The sequence below is a fragment of the Mangrovibacter sp. MFB070 genome (assembly GCF_000705335.1).
Taxonomy (GTDB): domain Bacteria; phylum Pseudomonadota; class Gammaproteobacteria; order Enterobacterales; family Enterobacteriaceae; genus Mangrovibacter; species Mangrovibacter plantisponsor.
In genome coordinates this window covers 148,281-164,087 of record NZ_JJMI01000035.1, presented here as the reverse complement: position 1 = coordinate 164,087, position 15,807 = coordinate 148,281, and the positions used below count along the sequence as shown (strand labels likewise).

General features: G+C 49.0%; 13 protein-coding genes, 1 tRNA gene and 3 pseudogenes. 10 read left to right on the top strand and 7 right to left on the bottom strand.

The annotated features are described in order from the left end of the window. Positions 1 to 216: 216 nt before the first annotated feature. Positions 217 to 477, bottom strand: coding sequence for a hypothetical protein (locus DT73_RS17645; RefSeq protein WP_036112347.1), 261 nt, complete (start codon positions 475 to 477; stop codon positions 217 to 219). A gap of 236 nt (positions 478 to 713) precedes the next feature. Between DT73_RS17645 and DT73_RS17640 the strand changes: the two are divergent. Continuing rightward, positions 714 to 1,367: pseudogene (locus DT73_RS17640) on the top strand (LysE family translocator). A gap of 145 nt (positions 1,368 to 1,512) precedes the next feature. On the opposite strand, the gene DT73_RS17635 reads toward DT73_RS17640, so the two are convergent. Continuing rightward, positions 1,513 to 2,262, bottom strand: coding sequence for an IclR family transcriptional regulator (locus DT73_RS17635; RefSeq protein WP_051691444.1), 750 nt, complete (start codon positions 2,260 to 2,262; stop codon positions 1,513 to 1,515). A gap of 67 nt (positions 2,263 to 2,329) precedes the next feature. Here DT73_RS17635 and DT73_RS17630 point away from each other — a divergent pair, with 67 nt between their 5' ends. Beyond that, complete coding sequence (locus DT73_RS17630; RefSeq protein ID WP_051691443.1) at positions 2,330 to 3,550, top strand: multidrug effflux MFS transporter; 1,221 nt, start codon at positions 2,330 to 2,332, stop codon at positions 3,548 to 3,550. A 133-nt stretch (positions 3,551 to 3,683) separates the two neighbouring features. Here the strand turns inward: DT73_RS17630 and DT73_RS26270 are convergent. Both DT73_RS26270 and DT73_RS27095 read right to left on the bottom strand, forming a co-directional pair. Beyond that, positions 3,684 to 3,815 (bottom strand): annotated as a pseudogene (locus DT73_RS26270) (tartrate dehydrogenase); the annotation flags it as partial. 54 nt (positions 3,816 to 3,869) lie between these two features. Further along, a pseudogene (locus DT73_RS27095) lies at positions 3,870 to 4,087 on the bottom strand (MFS transporter); the annotation flags it as partial. 263 nt (positions 4,088 to 4,350) lie between these two features. On the opposite strand from DT73_RS27095, the gene DT73_RS17625 reads away from it, so the two are divergent. The 5 genes from DT73_RS17625 (at position 4,351) to DT73_RS17605 (ending at position 9,334) form a co-directional block, all read left to right on the top strand. After that, the gene (locus DT73_RS17625) at positions 4,351 to 5,259 is read left to right on the top strand and encodes a LysR family transcriptional regulator (RefSeq protein ID WP_036112343.1); all 909 of its coding nucleotides are present in this window, start codon (positions 4,351 to 4,353) and stop codon (positions 5,257 to 5,259) included. Positions 5,260 to 5,638: 379 nt separating this feature from the next. Continuing rightward, positions 5,639 to 6,934, top strand: coding sequence for an MFS transporter (locus tag DT73_RS17620; protein ID WP_036112340.1), 1,296 nt, complete (start codon positions 5,639 to 5,641; stop codon positions 6,932 to 6,934). Positions 6,935 to 6,993: 59 nt separating this feature from the next. After that, on the top strand, positions 6,994 to 7,854 hold the full coding sequence (ttdA, locus tag DT73_RS17615) for a L(+)-tartrate dehydratase subunit alpha (RefSeq protein ID WP_036112598.1): 861 nt from the start codon (positions 6,994 to 6,996) through the stop codon (positions 7,852 to 7,854). After that, positions 7,851 to 8,459: a L(+)-tartrate dehydratase subunit beta gene (ttdB, locus tag DT73_RS17610; protein ID WP_036112337.1), complete on the top strand. Its 609-nt coding sequence runs from the start codon at positions 7,851 to 7,853 to the stop codon at positions 8,457 to 8,459. The genes ttdA and ttdB overlap by 4 nt, the downstream gene beginning before the upstream one ends. Before the next feature lie 20 nt (positions 8,460 to 8,479). Continuing rightward, on the top strand, positions 8,480 to 9,334 hold the full coding sequence (locus DT73_RS17605; protein ID WP_036112334.1) for a fumarylacetoacetate hydrolase family protein: 855 nt from the start codon (positions 8,480 to 8,482) through the stop codon (positions 9,332 to 9,334). Positions 9,335 to 9,587: 253 nt separating this feature from the next. Here the strand turns inward: DT73_RS17605 and DT73_RS17600 are convergent, their stop codons facing one another. Next, entirely contained in the window at positions 9,588 to 9,998 is a 411-nt protein-coding gene (locus tag DT73_RS17600) for an ASCH domain-containing protein (protein WP_036112331.1), read from the bottom strand. Positions 9,999 to 10,237: 239 nt separating this feature from the next. After that, positions 10,238 to 10,313, bottom strand: a tRNA-Asn gene (locus tag DT73_RS17595). Positions 10,314 to 10,521: 208 nt separating this feature from the next. Between DT73_RS17595 and DT73_RS17590 the strand changes: the two genes are divergently transcribed. The 3 genes from DT73_RS17590 to DT73_RS17580 all read left to right on the top strand — a co-directional run bounded on the left by DT73_RS17590 (position 10,522) and on the right by DT73_RS17580 (position 13,495). Further along, positions 10,522 to 11,961, top strand: coding sequence for an EmmdR/YeeO family multidrug/toxin efflux MATE transporter (locus tag DT73_RS17590; RefSeq protein ID WP_152552547.1), 1,440 nt, complete (start codon positions 10,522 to 10,524; stop codon positions 11,959 to 11,961). A 49-nt stretch (positions 11,962 to 12,010) separates the two neighbouring features. Next, the gene (locus DT73_RS17585) at positions 12,011 to 12,415 is read left to right on the top strand and encodes a DUF1090 domain-containing protein (RefSeq protein WP_036112328.1); all 405 of its coding nucleotides are present in this window, start codon (positions 12,011 to 12,013) and stop codon (positions 12,413 to 12,415) included. Between the two features lie 228 nt (positions 12,416 to 12,643). Then, entirely contained in the window at positions 12,644 to 13,495 is an 852-nt protein-coding gene (locus DT73_RS17580; RefSeq protein ID WP_036112323.1) for a 5'-nucleotidase, lipoprotein e(P4) family, read from the top strand. 64 nt (positions 13,496 to 13,559) lie between these two features. Here DT73_RS17580 and DT73_RS17575 read toward each other — a convergent pair whose 3' ends face one another. Further along, on the bottom strand, positions 13,560 to 15,707 hold the full coding sequence (locus tag DT73_RS17575; RefSeq protein ID WP_036112321.1) for a TonB-dependent siderophore receptor: 2,148 nt from the start codon (positions 15,705 to 15,707) through the stop codon (positions 13,560 to 13,562). Positions 15,708 to 15,807 lie beyond the last annotated feature (100 nt).

The following is a 15,807-nucleotide window of genomic DNA, read 5'->3' as shown; positions in this document are numbered from 1 at the left end:
TGGGTCCTTGCCAGTTTCCCTGCCACAGGTCAAAACGTGAGAGTGATTCAAGTTTTTTTTGAACGACAGCCTGACCCGCAGATGAGAGACTTCGCTCCGAAATGGAAATACCGAAAAGACCTTCAGCGACCGGAAATATTTCACATTCTGATGTCAGCGACCCCAATGCTTTTTCTATCTTGCTACGTTTTGCTTTGATAATTAACTGAAGTCCCATCAACTTTTAAACTCCACAATGGCTACCAGCTCAAGCGCTTTCCTGACCTGTGCCTGAACCTGATCGGGAGTGGATTGCCCTCTGATGTCATAGACGACCCGGCAAGTTTGAATATGCGGTGGAAGCTGAGATAGTCCCCAGCCTATTCTGGCAATATTGTATGCAATGCTGAGTTTTATCGATTCCGGCGATGCCAGATCGTGATTGGCCACAAGGAGAAACTCGCCGCGTTCTTCATGTATAAACTCCGGGGTAAACATTACGCCTCCCTTTTATTGTCTTCGCCAACTTCTGGCTATTGAATAGCTTTTTCATCAATGTCTTATCTTAGCAAGAGTTCTGTTCGAGTCACGATGTCCGTTTTTCACTCACTACGGACTCTTAGCTCATTGAGCTTGTCCGCACTGTGCCAGGAGCGGGCGTCGTATTGAGTTCCGCTTTAAACGTTCATCAGAGTGAGTTAACGTTGCAAAGTTATTTTTCGGACGTGACGATCATGCCTTCAATTGAAACTTTTATAACTTTCCTGGTAGCTCTAACTCTTCTGGATATTTCTCCCGGTCCCGACATGATGCTAACCATCGCCAGATGAGTCGGTCAGGGAAGGCGCATTGCACTCCTTACAGTTCTGGGAAACGTCTTTGTGGCGGGTTTTGTGCAAGTTTCTTTTCTGGTGCTGGGACTGGTAAGTATCGTTCATGCCTGGCCGGTTGCACTGGATCTCCTAAGGTGGGTTGGAGCCGCTTATCTCATTTGGCTCGGCATAAAGATGATTGCTACTTCAGGCACCGATACACGAGTGCGAAAAACGGCCAGAATTTCTGACTGGAATGCAGTTAAGGAAGGTGCGCTGAACAGCCTGACTAACCCGAAATCCCTGCTGTTCATGTTTGCTTTTCTTCCGCAGTTTGTCGATCCAGCCGCTGGTCCTGTCTGGCTGCAACTGCTTGTTCTGGGTAGTATCCAAAAGTTAGCTGGGATTGTCTCCTTAGGCTCTGTTGCAATGGCATCAGGAACATTTGGATACTGGTTAAGTAAACACCCGGCATTTATTAAATGGCAGGAACGATTCACAGGCTTTGTGATGGTTGGACTCGGCATTCGCATGCTTTTCAGCGGGTCTGGAATTATACCGAAACCCGGCAAGTAGGTTTTTTCGAAAAAGATTAGCCCAATGTCCGTGCCTCGCTCTCAGCGAACCTTCAGCTAACTCAGCTTGTCCGCCCTGGCCAGAAGCGGACCTTCAGGCATTACGTACTATTCACTGACAGAGATAAATCACGCACACCGGGGTATTAGAAATTGAGGCGTTGTGCGAAATCACATGCAGCTATACGTAAAGCTCTCTCAATAGATTTTTTCTGTAGAGTATATCGTTCAGTCGGGACCACGACTGAAACCGCCAGTGGTGTTCCATTAAACGTTCCTATCGGTAAACCAATTGCACATGACCCCAAAGCGTGCTCTTCAATATCGTAAGCAAAGCTCCCAGCCCGAATTTCATCAAGCTGAGCAATGAGTTTATCTACCGTTTGAATGGTTAGAGGAGTCAATCTTTCCATCATACCCTGACCGTATAGATGAACGATTTGATCATTACCGAAACCTGCCAGCAGAGCCTTACCCGTAGCCATCGCATAGGCAGGATAATGTGCGCCAACATCTGGAATCGCCCGAACACTTTGTTGAGATAAAAAACGGTCGAGAAACAGTACTTCTTTTCCGGCAAATGTAGAGAGATCGACAGTTTCACCAGTAGCTTCAAATAGCCGGAAGAGCTGAGGGCGCAATTCACTCGCTATGCTCGGTCCCGCTAAATCCCCCAACCGGCGCAGCCCCCATCCAGGTCTGACGCCACCAGTTCCAGCCTGAACCAGAAACTCTGTCTCAAGGCTGTCAACAATGCGTTGAACTGTAGAACGCGCCAGCCCGGTAGCTAATGCAAGCTGCCCCAGACTCAAACCATCCGGGTTAGAGACAACCTCACGAAGTATTGAAGCCGCACGAGAAATAACCTGAATTCCTTTATCCGAATTTTGTTTCACTTGCCGCACCTGTATCGTATCGTGGTACACTTGCTGTATCGTTTTATTACTTCTCCAGGCCGTTATAATGTCACGAACAGCTATTCCCGTCACTTCTGCATACTATGTCGTTATGCTTGGACTCATGTCTGCGCTGCCGCCATTTGGAATTGATGTGGGACTACCCGCCATTCCGAGTCTGATGTCAGATTTACATGTGACTATGACGCAAGCAACACAGACACTGACTCTTTTCCTGGTCGGTTTTGCCCTTGGCCCCGTCCTCTTTGGACCGCTATCTGACCACTATGGCCGTAAACCTGTTTTATTGTTCGGCATAGCAATATTTTCACTCGCCGCTGTAGGTTGTTCGTTTGCCCGGGATATTGAATTGCTTTTGTGTCTTAGAGTAATACAGGGGATAGGCGCAGGGGCAGCGGCAGCGCTTCCTGCCGCCATCGTCAGAGATGTCTTCCGCGACACTATGGCAGTCAACAGGCAATCTTATGTGGCGATGGTCAATGCCATCACCCCGCTGGTCGCGCCACTTATTGGTGCAGCAATCATATCCTCCGGAACCTGGCGCTCAATCTACGAGGTGCAGACAACAGGTGGCATCATTCTGTTTTTGACAGTGCTATTAGGTTACACAGAGACCGCACCACTTCACCTCCGTCGAAGTACTGTTTTACGCGCTACAGCACATGCCTACATAGCTATTCTGTCGAACCGCAGTTATATCCTGTCTACAGGTCTTTTTGCTGCTACATTTGGCGTTATGTTTGCTTATATATCAAGCTCATCAGTGGTTTTTATGACATTACTTGGTGCTTCTGCTACTACTTATGGTTTTCTGTTTGCTCTGACAGCTATTGGTGAAATTGCAGGTGCTGCGTGTAATGGTAGATTGGCACCACGCTTTGGCTCAGAGCGCCTTTTATTCATCGCTGTAACCGGTTGTTTTATTGCTTCCGCGTTGCTTCTGACTGTCGCATTAACAGGTATTAGATCAATCTCTGTCTGCACTGTTTTCGTGGTTGTTAGCAATTTTTGCGCAGGGATTATTATGCCCAACGCGACATACCGGGCTTTACAAAATTTAGGTTCAGTTGCAGGCAGTGCAGCGGCACTACAGCGATCGCTTCAAATGGTTGCAGGTGCAATGGCGGGCGCTGCTGTCAGTTTGGTCGGAGGGAATAGTATCGTCGCAATGGCATCAGTAATGGTTGCATTTGCTACTATTTCGCTAGCTTTATTCAGAATTTCAGTACGAAAACGAGCTGACGTATTTAGTCGTGATTGTTTGTAAGGTATTACAGGGCATTTAAGGTCGGTTCCTCGCTCACAGCGGACCTTCAGCTTGTCAGAAGCAGACATTGCGAAAGTAAAGGCACGTCAGATATCTAAAAGCTCATGGTTCGTCTGGGTGGGGTACTTACACAATCAAAAGTTTTGATATCAAATTTCAGATGCGGGTTCTGGCGTTCAAGCGCATGGAGTACCTCAACACCTGCAGAAATCACTTCCGGGCCGATGCCATCCGCAGGGATTGCGGCAATTGAGTAGTTACGCATGTCTATTTCTCCTGTTAAAACAATGTATTATTTTTTTGTGTTCGCTATCTGGGGTTTGTTCGCACGCACCACCGCTTCTACCTGCATAGTATTTGCAGCCACTCACGCTCCTTATCGGTCATCTATTTGGCCTTTGCCTGACGGTCGGTAGCGAAGAACAACCACGCGATGCTAAACACCATGGCAGGGATGACTTCCAGCACAAACATCCACTGCCAACCAGCGAAGCCCATCAGGCTGTGCATCTTGAGTAATGCTGCAGAAGTTGGTGATCTCCGCCGGGGGGGAATTCGGCAAAGCCAATATTTATGCGATTGAAAAATACGATGAAGTCAAACAGCATGGTGAAAGGGACAATGAGCACGGTCGCTTTAGGCATTACTCTTTTTTCGAAGTGATCATTCATATTAAAATGCTCCAGATTGCATAGGAGTGTATTATTTTTTTGTAATTAAGCTCAGTATGCAGTTTTGGATTAACAGATCATTAATGTGCGATTAGATAAATTATTTGAATAATGATTTGCGAGGATAATGTGGATATAAATCAATTGCGTTGTTTTGTCGTCGTGGGCAAAGAGTTACATTTCGGCCGTGCAGCCCAAAGAATGGAAATGATGCCTGCGTCACTTTCTCGCTTCATTAGGTTACTCGAAGAAGATCTGGGCGTTAGACTTTTAAATCGCTCTACACGTAATGTTTCACTCACCGCTGAGGGGGCTATTTTTTTTGACGAAGCTAACAAACTCATCGATCAATTTGATGCTTTGGCACTGCGTTTTAAAGGTGGATTAAAAGATGAGCGTCGCACGTTAAGGATCGGTGCGATTGACAGTGCTGCACGTGGATTAGTCCCGGCGCTATTACACCACTTTGTTCCGACTCATCCCAATACGGATATTCATATTATTGAAGATAAAACCATCAACCTGTTGCCTAAATTAAAATCAGGTTGGCTGGATATGATTTTTTTTCGTGCACCACAAATCATTGATGCTTCCATTTCCGTTCGTTTTATTACGCGCGAAAGTTGTGTGCTGGCAGTCCCGGCGACCCATCGGTTAGCTGAACGTAAAGCAGTTTCATTAGATGATTTTAAACTTGAAGCGATGATTATCCCGGGAAGACGCACTCGACCACACAGCCATGATCTGACCATGAGTATTTATAAATTAGCGGGAGTGGCGCCCGTGATTGCCCAATTTGCTGAAGAAAAACAGACTATTTTAAGTTTGGTCGCTGCCGGTCTTGGGCTGGCAGTGGTGCCAGCATCTTACCGTAACATGAACAGTGAAAATGTTGCCTATATCGACCTGGAATTAGATGAACATATTACAGGTCTACCGTTGAGCATTGCCTGGCAGAAAGGCAATGAAGATGAGTATTTAAGGGATATGTTGAAGTTACTTACCGATCACAAGAGCGAACTTACTGGAAAGTTGTGATGTTTCACGGGTGCAGACGGGGGACTCGTCTGCAAAAGTATTGAAGTAATAACGAACACTAGTATTCAACGGTTTTTTGCGCTACTTCCTCACCGGGCAATGATTTGAATTGGATCACATTTCTGTAGATTCGTTTTTTTGTCGATTGTTTCTTAATCGTAAAATTAAGTTTGTCTCGATGTAAAAATAAATCATTATCAGCTGATTTAAGTGATCTGTGTCAATTAAAATAGCCCGGTAGATATTTTATGTGGATTGTGTGAATTATTTATATAACCAGAGAGCAATGATTGCCTGAGTTTAATTCATTATAGTTTTTCCATTGCAATGTAAGTATCAATCTAAATGTACCCCGATAATACTTAAAAGGATGGAAAGTATGAGTAATGATATTGAACATATCACGTTGCGAAAAATAACGTGGCGCATCGTCCCTTTTGTTATGTTTGCCTATTTTATTGCTTTTTTTGATCGAATAAATATTGGATTTGCTGCATTAACCATGAATCAGGACTTAGGATTTTCTTCATCGGTTTTTGGTCTTGGTGCTGGGCTATTTTTTGTTGGTTACTTTATTACTGATGTACCCTCCAATGTTATTTTGCAAAAAGTTGGCCCACGTATCTGGTTGGCACGCATTATGATCAGTTGGGGCGTGATTGCCGCCTGTATGATGTTTGTCAAAAGCGCCAACGGATTCTATCTGTTGCGTTTTCTGTTGGGGGTGGCGGAAGCGGGCTTCTTCTCAGGAATCATTCTCTATCTCAGCACCTGGTTTCCAATTAAACGTCGTGCCCAAGTGATTGCCTTCTTCATGGCAGCAGCGCCAATCTCAGCCATGTTAGGTTCGCCGTTAGCCGCCACTATCCTCAGTATGCATGGTGCTCTGGGACTGAAAGGCTGGCAGTTGATGTTTCTATTGGACGCCATTGCTGCTGTTATCCTGGGGATTTTTACCTTTTTTTATCTGAATGATCGTCCGCAAAAAAACAACTGGCTGAATAAGAGTGAGACGGCGTGGTTAATTAATACCCTCGAGCAGGAAGGCAAGAATAAAGCATCGGGTCAGAAAACCAGCCTTTGGAAAGGACTATCTGATATTCGCGTATTGACGCTGGCTATTGTTTATTTCGGCACCTCTGCCGGGTTGTATTCTCTGAATATCTGGTCTCCTCAGTTCCTGAAATCGTTTGGCCTGACCACCCTGCAAACTGGTTTTATCAATGCGTTACCCGCTGCGCTGACAGTCATCGCGATGATCATCTGGGCAAAACATTCCGACAAAACCCATGAGCGTACCTGGCATGTGGTGTCTGCGTGTTTACTGGCGTGTGTCGGTTTCATTCTGGCCGGTTCGGTGCACAGCTTAACGCTGGCGGTGGTCGCTCTGGTTATGGCCAGTGTCGGAATCTCTTCCTGCAAGCCTCCACTGTGGAGTATTCCGTCGCTGTTCCTGAAAGGCCCGGCAGCCGCAGCCGGACTGGCGGCAATCAACTCAATCGGCAACCTTGGCGGTTTTGCCGGGCCGGCGATTATTGGCTGGCTGAAAGAAACCACTGGCAGCTTCTCTCTGGCGATGTATTGCGTAGCGGGAATGTTACTGCTGTCGGCCATCCTGGTCCTCTCTATTCAAGTTAACCGCAAACGGGAAGCGGTTAACAATTCCCTTGCCTAATTTAATGCTGGAGAACACTTGTGAGCACATTAACTGCTGTTGAAAAACTGACAGACATTATGACCCGATTTACTGGGTACGTTGGTAAACGTCTGCCAACAGACGTGATTAACAAACTGGAAGCGCTGCGTGAGCAGGAGACTGCCCCTTTAGCCTGTGCTGTTTATGACTCGATGTTTGAAAACCAAAAACGCGCAGATGAACTGGATCGCCCGTCCTGCCAGGACACTGGCGTGATTCAGTATTTCATTACGGTGGGGGCACGCTTCCCGTACCTCGGTGAACTTGAAGATGTGCTGCGGAATGCCACGTTGGAAGCCACTCGAAAGGCACCTTTGCGTCATAACGCAGTGGAAACCTTTGTAGAGAAGAACACCGGCACCAATACAGGCTCGCGTGTACCCTGGCTGGACTGGGAGATTATTCCGGATGACGACAGCTGCACCATTGAAGTGTATATGGCCGGTGGTGGCTGCTCGTTACCCGGCGCGGCTAAGGTGCTAATGCCGGGTCAGGGCTACGAAGGCGTTAACCAATTCGTGTTCGATGTTATCACGTCCTACGGCGTCAACGCCTGCCCGCCTTTACTGGTGGGCGTCGGGGTATCCACCTCGGTTGAGACGGCAGCTCGGTTGTCGAAAAAAGCCATCCTGCGCCCCGTTGATTCACGCCATCCCAATGCGGATGCGGCGAAGATGGAGGAACTCCTCGAATCGGGTCTCAATCAGGTTGGATTGGGGCCGCAGGGGTTGGGTGGCAATGCTTCGGTGATGGGCGTCAATATTGAATCGTCGGCGCGTCATCCCTCCACTATCGGGGTGGCGGTGTCTACTGGATGCTGGGCTCACCGCCGTGGAGCGATCCGTTTCTCTGCTGATTTGTCGTATGAAATTCTGTCTCACAAGGGGGCTGTACTGTGAAAAAAATCCTGACAACACCGATTAAAGATGAAGACCTGTTGGCGCTGAAACCGGGTGAAGTTGTTTATCTGACTGGTACGCTGGTGACTTGTCGTGATGTGGCGCACCGTCGTTTGATTGAACTGGGCCGTGAGCTTCCGGTGGATCTGCGTGGTCTGGCTATTTTTCATGCTGGGCCGATCGTAGTCGAAAAAGGGAATAACCAGTTCCAGATGATCTCGATTGGTCCGACGACCAGTATGCGAATGGAAAAATTCGAGAAAGAGTTTATTGAAAGAACCGGGGTGAAGTTGATTGTTGGGAAGGGGGGTATGGGGCCAAATACCGAAGAGGGTTGCCGGCAGCATAAAGTGGTACACGCGATCTTTCCCGGTGGTTGTGCGGTATTGGCCGCAACTTGTGTAGAAGAAATTGAGGATGCTCAGTGGCGGGATTTAGGAATGCCAGAGACGCTGTGGGTATGCCGGGTTAAAGAATTTGGCCCGTTAATTATCTCAATCGATACCGAAGGTAACAACCTGATCGAAGGGAATAAGCAGGTTTATAATCAACGCAAGCTACCGGTGATTGAAGAAATAAACCAACAGATCAAATTTATTAAATAGCCTGATGGCTGGGGGTTTATATGAAACTACTGAGTTTTATTCATCCCAACACCGGGAAAAAAACGTGGGGATATCATCAAAATGGTCAAGTGCATGATTTAGGATGGCATTATCCGGATTTAAAATCAGCGTTAATGACTGACTTTTTGAGCGAAACTCTGCCTGTAGGTGAGCAAGTTCCGGTATTCTCACTGGACGAAATCACCTTTCTGCCAGTGATTGACAATCCGGATAAAATATTCTGCGTGGGGATGAACTATCAGGATAAACGTATCGAGTTTGAACAAACTATTGATGCACCGACGCTGTTTGTCCGTTTTCCTGATTCGCTCACGGCGCATAGCGCGGAGCTATGCAAACCTGAAAGCAGTGATGAATTTGATTATGAAGGTGAGTTGGCTGTGATTATTGGCAAACACGCCAGTAACGTAAGCTGCAATACCGCACTGGAATATGTAGCCGGTTATAGCTGTTTTATGGATGGTTCTGTGCGTGATATGCAATATACCTGGTTCACGTCAGGGAAAAATTGGCAGAGAACTGGCGCGTTTGGCCCATGGATGGTCACTCGTGATGAGATTGAGAACCCTCAGACTCTGTCTATCAACACCTGGCTGAACGGGCAAAGGGTGCAGCATGATTCTACACAAAATATGGTGCGTTCTGTTGCGGAGTTAATTGCTTATATTTCACGCTTCAGTCCGCTTAGCCCGGGGGACGTGATTATCACAGGGTCGCCAGGTGGTGTGGGTAAAAAAAGAACTCCCCCTTTATTTATGCAGGAGGGTGACACTATCGAAGTTGAAATTAGCGGAATAGGACGTCTGTCAAATCGCGTTGCTGGTTTGAGAATGATTGAGTCATCATATTCATAATTATCATCATCGCGCCGAACTCAGGTGTATTAACTCAGACCTGATCTGACAGTTACCGATTATTTATACAGGTATCTGTCAGATTACATCTGGCATTTATTTGCCGTTAGCTCCCCGCTGTGCTTGACCTGTTCGCAGTAAACCAGCCGTTGTGATGTTCCATTGTGATCAGGACAGGCATCATACAAACAGGCAGTTCCTTTCACAATTTCAATTACATGCAAGGCTAGGGTGCGGCCCATTATTTATTAAATCAAAGAACTTCAACCACCTCGAATTCTTCTGCAACAAGCTCCATATCATCGGAGTAAGAACCTTCGCGGATAAAAAAACGCTGATGTTCTTTCCGCCAGTATTCGAGGCTTAAATCACCTTCGCCTTCTTTTCTGGCAAACTCTTCAGTAACATCACAAAAACGCACCAGTCTCAATGAAAGCAGCCGGATAACGCATACTGGAACGTCTTCGCCATTGAGAATAATGTTATAACTTCCTATTCTGGGCGCAGGCTCTTCTTGCTGAAAAGCCGACAATGAGCCGCAAGAGGCAGTTTTCATCCCTCTTAGCACCAGGTCTGCAAGTTCATTAGCCAGCTCTGGGCTGTCGCCAATTTGCCACGCATTCGCACCCGGGTACTTTACCTTTAATTCTTCAACCGTACTCATCGCAATTCCTTCCATGCAATATGTTAAAAGGCGAATTATAGACTTATTTAAGATGAAGCAGGTGGGCTGCGGGGAACCGAAGTGAATCCATTTTCCTGAAAGAAATCTGTGGGCTGGCGCGCATGAGCTACTGCCGGGCACTTGTCAGAAAATAATTTGTGGGGTGAAACGCAACTACAGCCGTCCTCACCAAATCCCACAAAAGCAAAAAGCCTGCTCGTAAGCAGGCTTTTCAAATTTGGCTCCTCTGACTGGACTCGAACCAGTGACATACGGATTAACAGTCCGCCGTTCTACCGACTGAACTACAGAGGAATCGTGTGGAGGCAATCATAGCGGCGAAAAAACAATTGTCAAACCTAAATCGCCAAATCCACGCCAAGTGGCGATTATCTCAGCAGCTCGCTGGATTATCAGACAAATAACCCCGAAAATCCTTTGCAGGAATACGAATACTCCCTCATCATTTAAAACTGGGTTTCAACATTCTGTTTGTGAGTCCAATTTGAAAGTACTTTCCGCAATGCACCAGCGCGTGGTGGCAACACACTGGTACCGTAATCGTAAGAGTTATCGCGTTTTGTTTTGGCGGGAAGTTACGCCGCTTGCCATCCCCATTTTGATTGAAAACACCTGCGTACTGATGATGGGTGTGTTGAGCACTTTCCTGGTTAGTTGGCTGGGTAAAGAAGCGATGGCAGGCGTGGGCCTGGCAGACAGCTTTAACATGGTTATTCTGGCGTTTTTTGCTGCCGTTGATCTCGGTACTACGGTGGTGGTGGCCTTCAGCCTGGGTAAACGCGACAGGAAGCGAGCACGGGCTGCAGCACGCCAGTCATTAGTGTTAATGACCCTTATTGCGGTGCTGATGGCAGTAGTGATTCACTTTATGGGCGAGCACATTATTAATGTGATTGCCGGTGAAGCCGCTCCCTCAGTAAAAGCACTTGCGCTTACCTATTTGCAACTCACTGCCTGGAGTTACCCGGCTGCGGCAATCGCCCTGATAGGCAGTGGTGCATTGCGCGGAGCAGGCAACACCAAAATACCGCTGTTGATCAATGGCGGTATGAATATCCTGAATATCATTATCAGTAGCTTGCTGATTTACGGCTGTTTCTCCTGGCACGGTCTGGGCTTTATTGGTGCCGGGTTGGGGCTGAGTATTTCCCGTTATATTGGTGCCTTCGCCATTATTTGGGTGCTGATGGTGGGGTTCACTCCGGCCATTCGTATTCGCCTGAAGAGTTATTTCAAACCGCTTAATTTTGGCATTCTGGTGGAAGTGCTGGGGATTGGTATTCCGGCCAGTATCGAGTCTGTCCTGTTTAATGGCGGCAAGTTGCTCACCCAGGTCTTTGTCGCCGGGATGGGCACAGATGTCATCGCCGGTAACTTTATTGCGTTTTCTATTGCCGGGATTATCAACCTGCCAGGTAACGCCCTGGGCTCTGCTTCCACCATTATTGTTGGTAAACGGCTGGGTAAAGGCCAGATAGGGCAGGCAGAGCGCCAGTTGCGCCATGTGTTCTGGCTGGCAACATTCGGGCTGACCATTATTGCCTGGGGCAGTGCGCCGTTTGCCGGGTTACTGGCATCGTTCTACACCCATGAGCAGGATGTAAAAGATGTGGTGAAAATACTGCTCTGGCTGAATGCCTTGTTTATGCCAGTCTGGGCGGCGTCCTGGGTGTTGCCTGCGGGCCTGAAAGGGGCGCGCGATGCCCGTTTTGCGATGTGGATTTCTATGTTCAGCATGTGGGGCGCCAGGGTTGTGGTGGGCTACGTGCTGGGCGTTGTGCTCGGGTTTGGTGTGGTCGGGGTCTGGTTGGGAATGTTCTTCGACTGGGCTGTACGCGCTGCCTGCTTCTACTGGCGTATGGCGAGTGGCAAATGGCTGTGGAAATACCCCAGGCCACCAAAGCAGGCGTTTGAACAGCAGCCTGCGGAACAGAATCAGTAAACCGTCGCCAATGACTGGCCGGTAAAGCAATAACGATAAGGAGCTTAGAATGAGTAACAAAACCACCACTTGGGTAGCAGCAATAATGCTGGCCGTTCCTGCTCTTGCAGCCCCCGGGCTGGCGCAGGCCGCAACCAGCCAGCTTACCGGCTGTGCCGCGAAGCAGCACGAAATTGAGCAGCAATTAGTGCATGCCCGGGAGCAGGGGAATGCCGGGCGGGTAAGGGGCCTTGAAGAAGCGCTGCAAAGTGTGAAAGACCACTGTACAGACGAAGGCCTGCTGAAAAGCCGCCAGGTGAAAGTACAGGAAAAAGAACGTGAGGTAAAAGAACGTACTCACGAACTGAAAGAAGCACAGGCTTCCGGCCAACAAGAAAAAATAGAAAAACGCCAGCGCAAACTGGCCGAAGCGCAGGCGGAACTGGCTGAAGCCCGGGCGGAACTCACGAAGTAACCTCTCTTTTCTGGTAAACCCACAACACCCGTGTCAGGAAACTGCCATGGGTGTTGTGCTGTTTGCCGCCATTCTGGAACAAATGCTTACTGATTTTTCAGGATTTTCTGCACAACATACTGGTTTTCCTGGCTCAGATTGCTAACGTTAACTGCGCACAGTTTTGAACTGTGTTTCCATAACCTAAACGTGCTTTCTCGTGGCGAAAATAAGGATAAAGGTAGCCCCATGAAAAAAACGATTTTGCAGGGTATTGGCGCGGCCATCATTCTGGCTTTGGCCGGGTGTGCCGCACCACAGCAAGGTGCTCAACAGCCATCACCCCAGTCACAACAATCCATTCAACAAACCGCTCAGCAGCAACTGGCCGGGCAGTCTGTATTGGCGGTGAACTGGTTCCAGCAGTCTGGTGAATACCAGGCGCTGGCGTGGCAGGCTTTTAACAGTGCGCGCCTGGCGTTTGATGCCTCGGCCCATAAAGTGCATGGCCGCCGGGCAGTCATTGTCGACCTGGATGAAACCATGCTGGACAACAGCGCATACAGTGCGTGGCAGGCCAAACACGGGCAGCCTTTTAGTGATAAAACCTGGGCGGAGTGGACTCAGGCCAAACAGGCGGTGGCCGTACCTGGCGCGGTACAGTTTGCCCGCTACGTGAACAGCCATGGCGGTACGATGTTCTATATTTCCAACCGTGATGCCAAAGACAGCGCGGCTACCAAAGCCAATATGGAAGCGCTGGGCTTCCCGGGCGTTAATGACAAAACCCTGTTGCTGAAAACAGACAGCTCGAATAAACAGGCACGCTTCGACAGCGTGAAAGCCAGTGGCTACCATGTGGTGTTATATGTTGGCGACAACCTCAATGACTTTGGGGCGGCGACATACCACAAAGACAACGCGGCTCGCCGCCAGTTTGTCAGTGATAACCATGCCCGCTTTGGCACTGAGCTGATTGTGTTGCCGAACCCGTTGTATGGCGACTGGGAAAGTGGCATGGCACCGGGTTATTTTAAACTGACACCAGAGCAAAAATTGCAGGTACGCGAAAATAACCTGCGCGCCTGGTCCGGGCAGTAATTCCCCGCATAATGATTAACGGGCCGGGTGCATTTACTGTGCGCCGGGCCCGTTTTATTTGCTGTCAGAACTGGTAGCTGGCACCTACCTGCCAGGTGCGGTCCCGCCCAATCCAGCAGTAGTTGGCGTCATAACAAGTCCAGGTGAGTTTATTCGTCAGGTTCTGGCCGCTGGCTTTCAGCGTCAGCCCCGCCAGAGACGGGCTGATAACCCCCATATCGTAACTTACTGCCATATCGTACTGAGTATTACCACCCAGCGCCGGGAGGCTGTTATCCGGGGTGATTTCAGTTTTACCGGTATAACGCGCACCGGCACCAATCATTAACCCGCTCAGGCTACCGGAACTGAAGTGGTAATCGGCCCACAGGTTGGCGGCATGCTCAGGCACTTGTGTCGGGCGTTTTCCCTGGTAGAGCGCATCTTTGGTGTTCTTCGCATCAGTCCAGGCATAATTGGCGACCAGGTTGAGGTTATCAGTTAGGCGGCTGATAGCGCTTAATTCAACCCCTTTCGACGTTATCTCCCCGGTTTGCCAGTAATTCAACTGGTAATCGGCAGTGTAGGTGTTGTCGGTAGTCACTACGTTTTTTTGCCGGATACGGAAAACAGACGCGGTCAGTGTGGTGGCATAGTCTGCTATCTGGTACTTCACACCGCCTTCCAGTTGCTCGCTGGTGGTGGGTTTAACTTGCTGCGCGGTAAGTGTACCCTGCGGTGAAACCGGCAAAAACCCTTCTGAGTAACTGACGTAAGGCGCAATGCCATTGTCGAACTGGTACAGCGCGCCCAGGCGTTTGGTGACACGCTGCTGGCTCACCCAGCTTTTGCTGTCGTTATCCAGATTATTGGTAGTGGTGGAGTGATAGTTGTCGTAGCGAATGCTGGCGACCAGGTTCAGCCCGCCGAATACTACCTGGTCCTGTAAATACCAGCCCTGTTGGTAATAACTCAGGCGTTGCTTCGTGGCGGTGTACAGCCCCAGGTTGTCGCTGGTCACCTGGCTGTAATCCGGGTGTTGCATGTCGATGCCCGGGTACACTGTGCCATAGCGGTATTTCATATGGGAATTCAGGTGCTGGTAGTCGAACCCGGCTAACAGGTGGTGCTGCCAGTCGCCCCAGTTGGCTGTTTTGCTCACCTGGTTGTCCACATTGATGCTGTCCAGGTCTTCATCGGTGGTGTAGCCAAAGCGGGAAAGCTGAGTATTGCTGGCCCCCACTCCGGTGGAGTAAATACTGCGCTGGTGGGTATCCACATTGAAATAACGCGCTTTTTGTACCACACCCCAGCCGTTATCAAACTGGTGTTCAAAGGTGTAACCCAGCATACCTTCACGTTGTTTAAACCCATTCCAGTGGTCGCCCGCGAAATCCCGGCGCGAGGCATAGCCACTGCGCAGGTAAGCCAGTGGTAACGGGTTAGATGGAGTCAGGCTGGGCTGGTTCTGGTAGAGCGCCTGAATAGTTAGCCGGGTCTGGTCGGAAGGCTGCCAGATGGCAGAAGGCGCAATCAGGTAGCTTTCGTGTTTGGTGGTGCGGGCCTGGTCATTGCCTTCACTGGCTTTGCCAATTAACCGGTATGCCCAGTCGCTGTTGGCAATTTGCCCGGTGGAATCCAGCCAGCCTTCTTTTAAATTCCGGTTGCCAGTATTAAAGCCAATTTCGTTGTGAGGTGTTTTCTCGGGCATTTTGCTCTGAATATTCACCAGCCCGCCGGGAGAGGCATTGCCATATAACACCGAAGATGGCCCTTTAAGGATCTGAACCTGCTCCATAAGAATAGGGTCGATATTCGCTTTGGTGTTGCCACTCACGTTATAGGGCAGTTGCAACCCGTCGAGGTATTCATGCTCTGCATTAAAACCACGGATTTTATATTCGCTCATATACGTGGTGGCGCCGCGCATTTCGGTTGAAACCCCGGCGGCATAGCGCAGCACTTCATTGAGCGACTGCGGGTGGCGCTGTGCCATTTCACTGTGGCTGATGGTATCTATGGTTTGTGGTGTGCGGTTTTCCGGTAGTGCGGATTTGGTGGCGCTGTTGGTGTAAGGTGCCACGCTGTTACTACTCTTACTATTTGTGGCACTGACAACTATGGTGCTTTCCTGGGAACCTGCCGCTGTGGTGGCCGCCTGTGCGCCGGGGAAAAAACTGGCGGCAATACTGCCTGCCAGTAAAGAAAAGGAGAATGCCCCTGACCTTGCCATGTATCTGAACCTGTCTTGAATTATTATTTAATGAAAGTGATTATTATTACGGTTATATGGCCCGAACGGGCTATGCCGGGTGACAGACTGTGTATGCGCA

Coding starts and splice junctions, on each gene's coding strand:
- DT73_RS17590 (WP_152552547.1), top strand. CDS start 10,522: ATGCACCAGCGCGTGGTGGCAACACACTGGTACCGTAATCGTAAGAGT.
- DT73_RS17630 (WP_051691443.1), top strand. CDS start 2,330: ATGTCACGAACAGCTATTCCCGTCACTTCTGCATACTATGTCGTTATG.
- ttdA (WP_036112598.1), top strand. CDS start 6,994: ATGACCCGATTTACTGGGTACGTTGGTAAACGTCTGCCAACAGACGTG.
- DT73_RS17580 (WP_036112323.1), top strand. CDS start 12,644: ATGAAAAAAACGATTTTGCAGGGTATTGGCGCGGCCATCATTCTGGCT.
- DT73_RS17620 (WP_036112340.1), top strand. CDS start 5,639: ATGAGTAATGATATTGAACATATCACGTTGCGAAAAATAACGTGGCGC.
- DT73_RS17575 (WP_036112321.1), bottom strand. CDS start 15,707: ATGGCAAGGTCAGGGGCATTCTCCTTTTCTTTACTGGCAGGCAGTATT.
- DT73_RS17605 (WP_036112334.1), top strand. CDS start 8,480: ATGAAACTACTGAGTTTTATTCATCCCAACACCGGGAAAAAAACGTGG.
- DT73_RS17600 (WP_036112331.1), bottom strand. CDS start 9,998: ATGAGTACGGTTGAAGAATTAAAGGTAAAGTACCCGGGTGCGAATGCG.
- DT73_RS17585 (WP_036112328.1), top strand. CDS start 12,011: ATGAGTAACAAAACCACCACTTGGGTAGCAGCAATAATGCTGGCCGTT.
- DT73_RS17645 (WP_036112347.1), bottom strand. CDS start 477: ATGTTTACCCCGGAGTTTATACATGAAGAACGCGGCGAGTTTCTCCTT.